Source organism: Citricoccus sp., from assembly GCF_035445025.1.
Lineage (GTDB): Bacteria > Actinomycetota > Actinomycetes > Actinomycetales > Micrococcaceae > Citricoccus.
Genome location: NZ_DAOMPX010000076.1, coordinates 1 through 7,582 on the forward strand (window position 1 = coordinate 1; position 7,582 = coordinate 7,582).

Here is a 7,582-nt window from a genome sequence, read left to right on the forward strand (position 1 = left end):
TCGAATCCTGCAACGGACTCGAGGGGCACCTGCTGACTCATATTCCTAGCCTTATTCATCCAGGCGGCACCGCAAAGCCACTGATGATCCAGGTCCGGGTAGCTCCCAGAGTCACTCGGCTACTCGTGTTCAGTCGTCCCCGTTGAGGATCCGTTCGGGAAGCAACGGACCTAAACCCGCGGTCCGGTCACGCTTTCACGGTCAGGGCCCTTCTGAGCGTCGATGACTGTCGAAAGAGGCGGTGGTTCGGTCAGCGAATTTCTTCCACCACACTGGTGCCCTTCTCGGGGCGGGATTCCCATGCCCAGGACTCCTCGAACCGGACGCGCCCGTCCTCAAGCACCACGATGTGGCTTTCACAGACACCACTGGCGGTGGCCCCGCCGGTGTCGAGATGCACGTAGCGGAACTGTAAACGCTCACCCTCGCGAGTCCCCACGAGATACCCGCGGACGATCTCCCCACCGTCGTACTCCGCCCAGATGGCCGCACCGTCCTCGTGATACCGAAAGCGGGTGGCCGCTCCAACTTGGCCGGTGACGGCATTGCTGACTCCGGCGAAGGTCTTCCCGTGCAGGGAAACGGTCACCGGATCGGGGAGGATATCGCCTGAAGTAGCCATCCCAGCACGCTAACCGCCACCGGCTCTGCTCACCCCGCCCGGTTGAGCAGTGTGACCCGCAGGCTCCGTACGGAGGGCGGCGGACCACGCCTGTGGATCGCAGAGAGACGTGGCTCGGTTCGCGCAGAGGCACCTGGCCGTTCGCGCTCAGTCGTCCGTTCGAGATCCTTGAAGAAGACGCCTGTGACCTGTGTCGTCGCCCTCTGAGTCGGACGGCTGGGCATCTTCCGGTTTCACGTAAGGCCCGACTGCCAATCGGGGCCATGCCGGCCCAGACCCCTGAGAGGTTTTGACGCCATGGGACGTGGGCCTGGCGGTGGATGCATCCCCTTGTCGATGTAGCGCCGAGGGTTCTCGTATCTCAGCGTGCGTCAGGTGGTGGGGTAGGTGAGGGCGATGAGGTCCGCTTCCAGCGTGGTGCGGTCGGTGTCGTTGAGGACGGCTCCCCAGAGGGGGGCGCTGTTACTGCCGTCGGTGGCGGCAATGATCATTCGGGTGGCGAAGGGGTCGACACCATCGTCGAAGAGGGCCGCCCGCCATTGCCGTGCGTCCTGTTGAGCGAGCTCTTCGGGGCCTGGCTCGAACATGAGATGAGCGGCCAAGGCGAGGGAGTCGCGGAGCCCGGGAAGGTCACGGGCCTCGGCGAAGCTCACCCGGATGTAGGCCCGGGTGAGCCGGCCCGGGGTCTGTGGTTCTTCCTCGGCGGCCAGTCGTTCGACGTCCCGGCGGAAGCGGTCCATCAGATCGGTGGCGAGGCCGTTGAGGAGCTGATCCTTGGTGGGGAAGTGGTAGAGCAGTCCACCCTTGGACACCCCGGCTGCCGTGGCGATCTCCGAGAGGGGTACGGCCGTACCTCGCCGGCCGATCTGCTGCGTGGCAGCATCCAGGATCAGTCGCTTGGTGTCCTCCGCGTCGCGTCCAGCGGTGCGCGCCATATGAGCATCCTTTCTCGCGTGCCTTTGCTACAGCATCTCAGTGCTGGGCCACAACGGCCGCTTTGGTGTTGGGGATGAACACGTAGGCGACGACCGCGGCCACGACCATCACCAGAGCCGCAATCAGGGTGGTGGCCTGCATGGCGGACACGAAGGCATGTTGCGCCGCCTCCAGTGCTGGGCTGCCCGGTTCCAGGACCGCGGTGGCCGATGCCAGGGAATCCTCAGCGCGGGTCGCCGCCTCGCCGACGGTACTACCGGGCAGTACCAGGTTGAGGCGATACAACACGGTGATGACCGATCCCAGAACGGCGATGCCGAGGGCGACGCCGAGTTCGTAGGCAGTCTCTGAGATCGATGCCGCCGCTCCGGCCTTGGCGGGTTTGACCGCCGAGACCACGGCATCCACGCTGAGGGTCTCGGCGATGCCGAGACCCAGGCCGAGGGGGACCAGGGCCACAAGGACCCAGATCAGTTGCTCCTGTCCTTCCAGCCCGGCCATCAGCGCGAGTCCGGATGCGCCAATGACCAGCGCGAGGGCGATGGCCCGCCCCCGCCCGACCCGGGTGAGCAGATATCCCACCACCGTGGCCGCGACCATGGACGAGAGTGCCGCAGGCAGTTGGGCCAGTCCCGCCTGCAACGGGCTGAGATGGCGCGCGAGCTGGAGGTATTGGGAGAAGAAGAACAGTACTCCGCTGAGGGCGAAGACCGAGATGAAGTTCACCAGCACCGCCCCGGTGAAGGCGGGGTTGCGGAACAGCTCTACGTCGATCATCGGTGCATCCGAGCGCCGTTGACGACGCACGAACGACACTCCGCCGATCACGCTGGCCGCGATCGCGGCCATCGTGGGCAGGCCGAGCGCTCCGCCGGTGAGCTGCTTGATCGTGTAGACGAACGGGATGATCGTCAGCATCGACAGTCCGCTGGAGAGCACGTCGAACCGAGCCGGGCTCGGATTCCTGGACTCCGGCAGCAGCCACGCCCCGAGAACCAGCACCCCTGCCATGACCGGCAGGTTGATCAGGAACACCGAACCCCACCAGAACCGTTCCAGCAGTGCACCGCCCACCAGTGGACCGAGCGCGATGCCACTGGCGGCCGCAGCCGACCACACGGCGATCGCTCGGGTGCGCTCGACCGGGTCGGGAAAGATGTTCCGGATCAACGACAGGGTCGAAGGCATGATCGTCGCCCCGGCCACACCCAGCAGCAGCCGGGCAACGATCAAGACCTCCGCGGTCGGGGCGAAGGCCGCCATCACTGAGGCGGCCCCGAATGCTGCCGACCCCAGCAGCAACAGCTTCTTGCGGCCGATCCGGTCGGCAAGATTGCCCATCGTCACCAGCAACCCGGCCAGGGCCAGGGAGTAGATATCCCCGATCCACAACACCTGGGTGGCCGTAGGGGACAGGTCCGCCGTCAAGGACGGCACCGCCAAGTACAACACGGTCGCGTCGATCGCCAGCAATAGCACCGCACCCACCAGTACGGCCAGGGACGCCCACCGGCGTCCCGAACTCAGCGCATGCTCCATGTCCACTCCTTGAACTAACCGTCTGGACGGTACAGTTTTACCGGTGTCTCCTGACGAAGGTCAAGTGGCGCGTTGTCCGAACCCACCTGTCGTGTACGTGTCCTTCAGGCTTGGGGTGAGTGGTGGTCTTTCGTGTCTCGGCGCCCGGGCGCCCGATCGCTCCCGAGCTGATGCCGTGCGGAAATTCCCCTCACCGGGTGTCGACTCATGAAGAAACGGATAGTGCGCGTTCTCATCCGGTGGAGCATCGTATGCATCCTCCGCGTTCCGTCACGAACACCATGGGCTTTGACCCCTGACCGGCGTGCGACCGCCTATTTTCCGCCCCCTGACCGTCGAGGTCCCAGAAGGAAGGTGGCGACGTGACGTGTATGATTGTGAGCAGCGTCACACGCAATGGAGTGGCGACGGATGCGGCATCCTCTCTCGCCGGTTCGTAGTGGACGATCAATCAGGGCAGGAGTCAGAAGGATGGACAGTTTCGCCACAACCGACCCGCTGCATGAGGTCACCGTGTACGACGTCAGGGGAAACGCGATCGGCACCGTCGCGGAGATCTTCGGTGAGGCCCCTCATGAATCCGCCCCCGCAACCCCGCAGTCCAGGGGCACCATCCCTGAATAGTCTCCACGGGTGCGCGGGGAGCACCTGGGCGGTCGGCCCTGTCCTCCCGCGCCGGGTCGGACCTATGCTGTCGCCACCCCTCAGTGCCGAGCCGCGGCCTCGCTCCCGGCTCCGTGGTTGCACGCCTCATGAGACACCGGAACCTCTCCCTACTCTCCCGAGGACCCATCATGAAGACCCTGTCGCGTACCTGTATGGTGGCCGGAGGCGCCGCCGTGCTCACCGCCCTGGCCGGTGTCACCGCCGCCCATGCCGTCAGTGTCACCGTCCCGGACACGGGCACGCTCCTGGTCGGAGGCGCCGGCGTGAGCTTTTCGGTCACCCTGGACTGCGAGGCCGGCCGGACGGCTGACCTCCTCGTCAACGTCGTGCAGAAGGTGGACGGCGCCCACGTGGCCACGGGCGGGGTCATCTCCGACACCGTGACCTGTGCCGCGGGCCAGGAGACCGTGGAGGTCGCCTTGCTGGCCGCCGGTCACTTCGCCTTCACCGAGGGCGACGCGGCGGTCCAGATCCTCATGTTCACGTGCGACACCGTGGCCTGTGAGAGCACCACGGTGACCGGCCAGGCCCGGCTCGGACTCACCTAGGACCATCCGTCGCGTCACCCTCCGTGCGGTGAGGACCGGTCCCGCGTGCGGTGCAGGACCGGTCCGCGTCCGTGGATCAGGAGGCGACCGCGGTGGTCGTCAACGCCTCCGTGACGGCATCCGCCCACGGGCGGGCGAGGTCGGCGGCGAGGTCGCGGCCGGCGGCGTCGTGCCGGCCATACTCCCCGACGCGTTCCGCCCCGCAGGCTCGCAGGGCCTCGTCGAGGATCTCCGAGCCGCGCGAGTACGTGGCGTGGTAGGACCGGTCGCCGAGGCCAAAGACCGCGAAGCGCAGCCCGGTCAGGCCGGGCCGGGCCGCCAGCAGGCCGGCGTGGAAGGCCCGGGCGGAGGTGGGCAGTTCGCCGTCGCCGTAGGTCGAGCAGACCAGCAGGTACGGCCGGGTCGGGTCCAGGGTGCCGGGGGCGGCCGGGTCCGCCCCGGCGAGGTCGAGTACCTCCACCGCGTACCGGTCGGCCAGGTGCCCGGACAGTTCCTCCGCGACCAGTTCGGCATTGCCGGACTCGGTGGCGAACAGGATGGTCAGCGGCGGCAGGTCGGTCCGGCCGGTCTGGGCCTGCGCCCCCGCACTCGCCCCGGCCCCGCGGGCCTCGGCACCGGTCCGGACACCGGTCCCGACGCCGGCCGGTCCCGCGAGCGATCCGGCGGTGGCCGAGGAGGCGATCAGCCGCATGCGTCGCCGGTCCAGCAGCTTGGCGCGTACGCGCCCCTTGGCGGCGGCGGCGCGCTCGTGGGCGTCCAGGCGCAGCCAGCCCTCGTAGTCGGTGGCCCGTCCCAGGTAGGGGCGCAGGCCGACGATCCCGGTCTTGCCGCTGTGCTGGTCACCGGCACCCCCGCTGCTGACACCCCCGCTGCCGGTGTCCCCGCTGCCGGGGCCCGAGCCGGGTCCCTCCTCCGGCGCCGCCTCCGCATCGCGGGCCGCCGCCAGGTCACCGGCGATCACCTCGGCCAGGTCCCGGGCGTCGCTGCGCTGGGAGGGGATGGTGCCCTGCGGGCCGCGGCGGGCCCACCCGGCCAGGTACAGCCCCGGCTCCACGCGGCCGCTCTGCCGCGCCTGGTCCGTGATCCCGTCCAGCGCCGCGGTGAGCTCGCCGTCCCCGGCCTGGAAGCCGATGGCGGTGATGACGCTGTCCGCCGCGATCCGGACCCGGTCCGGTTCGTCGCCCGGCGCGCCGCCCGGTGCGTCACCCGGGCGGTCGCACGAGGCGGCCTCGACGCCGGTCACGGCCCCGGTCGCATCACGCACGACCTCGCGGGGGGCGTAGCCGAGCCACCAGTGGACGTGGAGCCGGGCCGGGCCGGTCTGCTCGCGCCCGGCAGCCGCTAGTCCGGCCATCAGCCCGGACCGGGGGTCCCCGGCCGCGGCCAGCCGGTCCGCGTCCGGGCCGTGCACGGTGTGCACCAGGCCGGGCAGGTCCAGGATCTCCCGCAGCATCACGGGATCGAACCTGGCCCGTGCCGGCAGCGAGCGGCCGATGACGTGCACGGTGTCCAGCCGCCGGGTCAGGGTGGCGTGGGCCGCGTCATGGATGTCGGACCCCTCCAGGCCGGCCGCGGTCTTGGCGAGCAACCGGACCACGTCCATGGCCACGTTGCCCATCCCGATCACGGCCGCGGACCGCCCCAGCGAGGCCGCGTCGGGCTCCGCCCAGCCGGTCCCGGAACAGGTCTCCGGCTCCCCGTTCAGCAGCCGGGTCAGTTCTCCCGAGCCGATGACGCCGGTGAGATCGGCGCCGAGCACCTGCAGGGGAGCGTCCCGGCGCAGGCCGGTGGCCAGCACCACCGCGTCGAAGTGCTCCCGCAGCTGCCCCAGGGTGACCTCGGCACCGGCCGCATCCTGGGATCGCACGGCCGGGGCGTGCTGGGCGGGGCGCCCGCGCAGCACCAGGTCCTCGGCCGCCGCGCCCGTGTGCACCCGGGTGGAGCCGACGAAGCGCACGCCGTCGTGCTCGAAGAGCCGGGAGAACTGGTCGGCCACGGCCTTGGTGCCCTGGTGGTCGGGGGCCACGCCGTAGCGCACGAGGCCGAAGGGCTCGGGCCGGGCCTCGAACACGGTCACCCGTGCCTCGGGCAGGCGGCGCCGGACCGCCTGGGCGGTGTAGCACCCCGCGGGTCCGGACCCCACGACGGCGACGTGCGGGCCGACCGCACCGCCCAGTGCGGCTGCGGGAGCCGGCGTCGTGCCCGGCGCCGGTCCGGTGGCCGCGGTGCGGTCGGCGCCGTCACCGGTGCATCCGGGGGAGGCCGTCCAGGTCACCGGCATCTCGTCCATGCCGCGGAACACCCAGCCGCCGGCGCGGGCCGGGCGGTCGGGGATGAGGTCCAGACCGGGCAGCGCCTCGAACAACCGCGGCAGCGCGACGTCGGCCACCTCGGCCCGCGCGACCCACGCGCCGAGGCAGACGTGCACGCCCTTGCCGAAGGCCAGGTGCGCTCCCTCGCCCGTCCGGCGGATGTCGAAGCGGGCGGGGTCGGTCCACTGGGACTCGTCCCGGTTGGCCGAGAGCAGGCAGATGCCCAGCTTGGCCCCGGCGGGCAGGTGGACGCCGCGCAGGGCCACGTCCCGGGTGGTCTGGCGGGAGTACATGCCGATCGGGGCGACCCAGCGGATGGCCTCGTCGAACACGGCGTCCCACAGGGTGGGGTCGGCCTCCACGAGGCGGCGCTGCTCCGGGTCGTTCAGGAGCGCCCAGGCGGCCACGCCGATCGCGTCGCGGGGCTCGTTGAGGCCGCCGCCGATGGTCATCTTCAGGTTGGCCCGGATGGACTCGACCGGCATCTGGTAGTCCGGCAGGGCCACGAGCGCGGAGAGCAGGGAGTCGTCCGGGTGGGCGCGGTGCCAGTCGAGCATCTCGTCCAGGGCGGCGTCGACCTCGTCGAACGAGGCCTCGCCCCTGGCCCACACCTCGGGGTCGTCGGCGTAATTCCCGGTGGCGTCGATCATGGTCTGGGACCAGCGCTGCAGGTCCTGCTGGGTGACGTTGTGCAGGCCCGTGATCGCGCGCAGGTTCTCCGCGGCGTAGGGGGCGGCGAAGTCCCACACCAGGTCCGCCCCGGGGCCCTTCTCCCGCAGCTCGGTCAGGTAGCGGTCCGCGTTGCGCTCGAAGACGGGCCGCCACGCGCGCTTGACCACGGAGGGCCGCAGCACGGGCTGCCAGGCCCGGCGCTCGACGACGTGGTCCGGGTCGTCCTTGCGGAGCATCGAGTGCCCCATGGCGCGGATCATCAGCGAGCCCTGCTCGTTGGCGGAGAA

General features: G+C 70.2%; 5 protein-coding genes. 1 reads left to right on the forward strand and 4 read right to left on the reverse strand.

Going from position 1 to position 7,582, the window contains the following annotated elements:
* Window positions 1-250 precede the first annotated feature (250 nt).
* The 3 genes from PLJ28_RS14090 to PLJ28_RS14100 form a co-directional block, all read right to left on the reverse strand.
* Window positions 251-622: an avidin-fold protein gene (locus PLJ28_RS14090; protein WP_221243765.1), complete on the reverse strand. Its 372-nt coding sequence runs from the start codon at window positions 620-622 to the stop codon at window positions 251-253.
* Window positions 623-993: 371 nt separating this feature from the next.
* Window positions 994-1,557 carry a TetR/AcrR family transcriptional regulator gene (locus PLJ28_RS14095; protein WP_183529222.1) on the reverse strand — a complete coding sequence of 188 codons (564 nt, stop codon included), beginning with the start codon at window positions 1,555-1,557 and terminating at the stop codon, window positions 994-996.
* A 37-nt stretch (window positions 1,558-1,594) separates the two neighbouring features.
* A complete protein-coding gene (locus tag PLJ28_RS14100; protein WP_183529220.1) occupies window positions 1,595-3,097 on the reverse strand; it encodes an MFS transporter in 1,503 nt (500 codons plus the stop codon).
* A 794-nt stretch (window positions 3,098-3,891) separates the two neighbouring features.
* Here PLJ28_RS14100 and PLJ28_RS14105 point away from each other — a divergent pair.
* The gene (locus PLJ28_RS14105; protein ID WP_183529218.1) at window positions 3,892-4,311 is read left to right on the forward strand and encodes a hypothetical protein; all 420 of its coding nucleotides are present in this window, start codon (window positions 3,892-3,894) and stop codon (window positions 4,309-4,311) included.
* A 76-nt stretch (window positions 4,312-4,387) separates the two neighbouring features.
* On the opposite strand, the gene PLJ28_RS14110 is transcribed toward PLJ28_RS14105, so the two are convergent.
* On the reverse strand, window positions 4,388-7,582 hold a 3,195-nt coding region (locus PLJ28_RS14110; RefSeq protein WP_324590267.1), incomplete at its 5' end, for a cytochrome P450.

What these genes read in the sequence shown, in the direction of transcription:
- PLJ28_RS14090 (WP_221243765.1), bottom strand. Translation starts at nt 622, where the DNA reads ATGGCTACTTCAGGCGATATCCTCCCCGATCCGGTGACCGTTTCCCTG.
- PLJ28_RS14095 (WP_183529222.1), bottom strand. Translation starts at nt 1,557, where the DNA reads ATGGCGCGCACCGCTGGACGCGACGCGGAGGACACCAAGCGACTGATC.
- PLJ28_RS14105 (WP_183529218.1), top strand. Translation starts at nt 3,892, where the DNA reads ATGAAGACCCTGTCGCGTACCTGTATGGTGGCCGGAGGCGCCGCCGTG.
- PLJ28_RS14100 (WP_183529220.1), bottom strand. Translation starts at nt 3,097, where the DNA reads ATGGAGCATGCGCTGAGTTCGGGACGCCGGTGGGCGTCCCTGGCCGTA.